Origin of the sequence: Pseudomonas sp. 18058, assembly GCF_902706155.1 — a bacterium.
Classification (GTDB): domain Bacteria; phylum Pseudomonadota; class Gammaproteobacteria; order Pseudomonadales; family Pseudomonadaceae; genus Aquipseudomonas; species Aquipseudomonas rustica.
In genome coordinates this window covers 1-417 of sequence record NZ_CACSJY010000150.1, presented here as the reverse complement: position 1 = coordinate 417, position 417 = coordinate 1, and the positions used below count along the sequence as shown (strand labels likewise).

General features: G+C 60.7%; 1 protein-coding gene. It reads left to right on the top strand.

Going from position 1 to position 417, the window contains the following annotated elements; translation table 11 throughout:
- Nucleotides 1–28 precede the first annotated feature (28 nt).
- Nucleotides 29–417: Cu(I)-responsive transcriptional regulator (cueR, locus tag GVL50_RS28580; protein ID WP_306109867.1), on the top strand; the 389-nt coding region annotated here is incomplete at its 3' end.

The window sequence follows — 417 nt, the reverse complement described above, 5'->3', positions numbered from 1 at the left end:
GTGTTTCATTCATTGAGCAGGAGCGACCATGACCGCACTCATGAACATTGGGGATGCCGCCAAGGCGGCCGGGGTGTCTGCGAAGATGATCCGCCACTATGAACAAACGGGCTTGCTTCCCGAAGCTGAGCGCAGCGAGTCTGGCTATCGCCTCTACAGCGAGCGCGAGATCTCGGTCCTGCGATTCATTCGGCAGTCCCGGCGCCTGGGGTTTTCGATGCCGCAGATTGCAGAACTGATCGGCCAGTGGGGCGACAGCCATCGCAGCAGCCGGCAGGTCAAGGCGATTGCCGAGCGCCATCTGGTCGATCTGGAAGAGAAGCTCCAGGAGATCGTGGAGATGAAATCCGCGCTGGAGCAACTGGTGTTGGCCTGCGCTGGCGACGACCACGCCGACTGTGCGATTCTGGACAACCT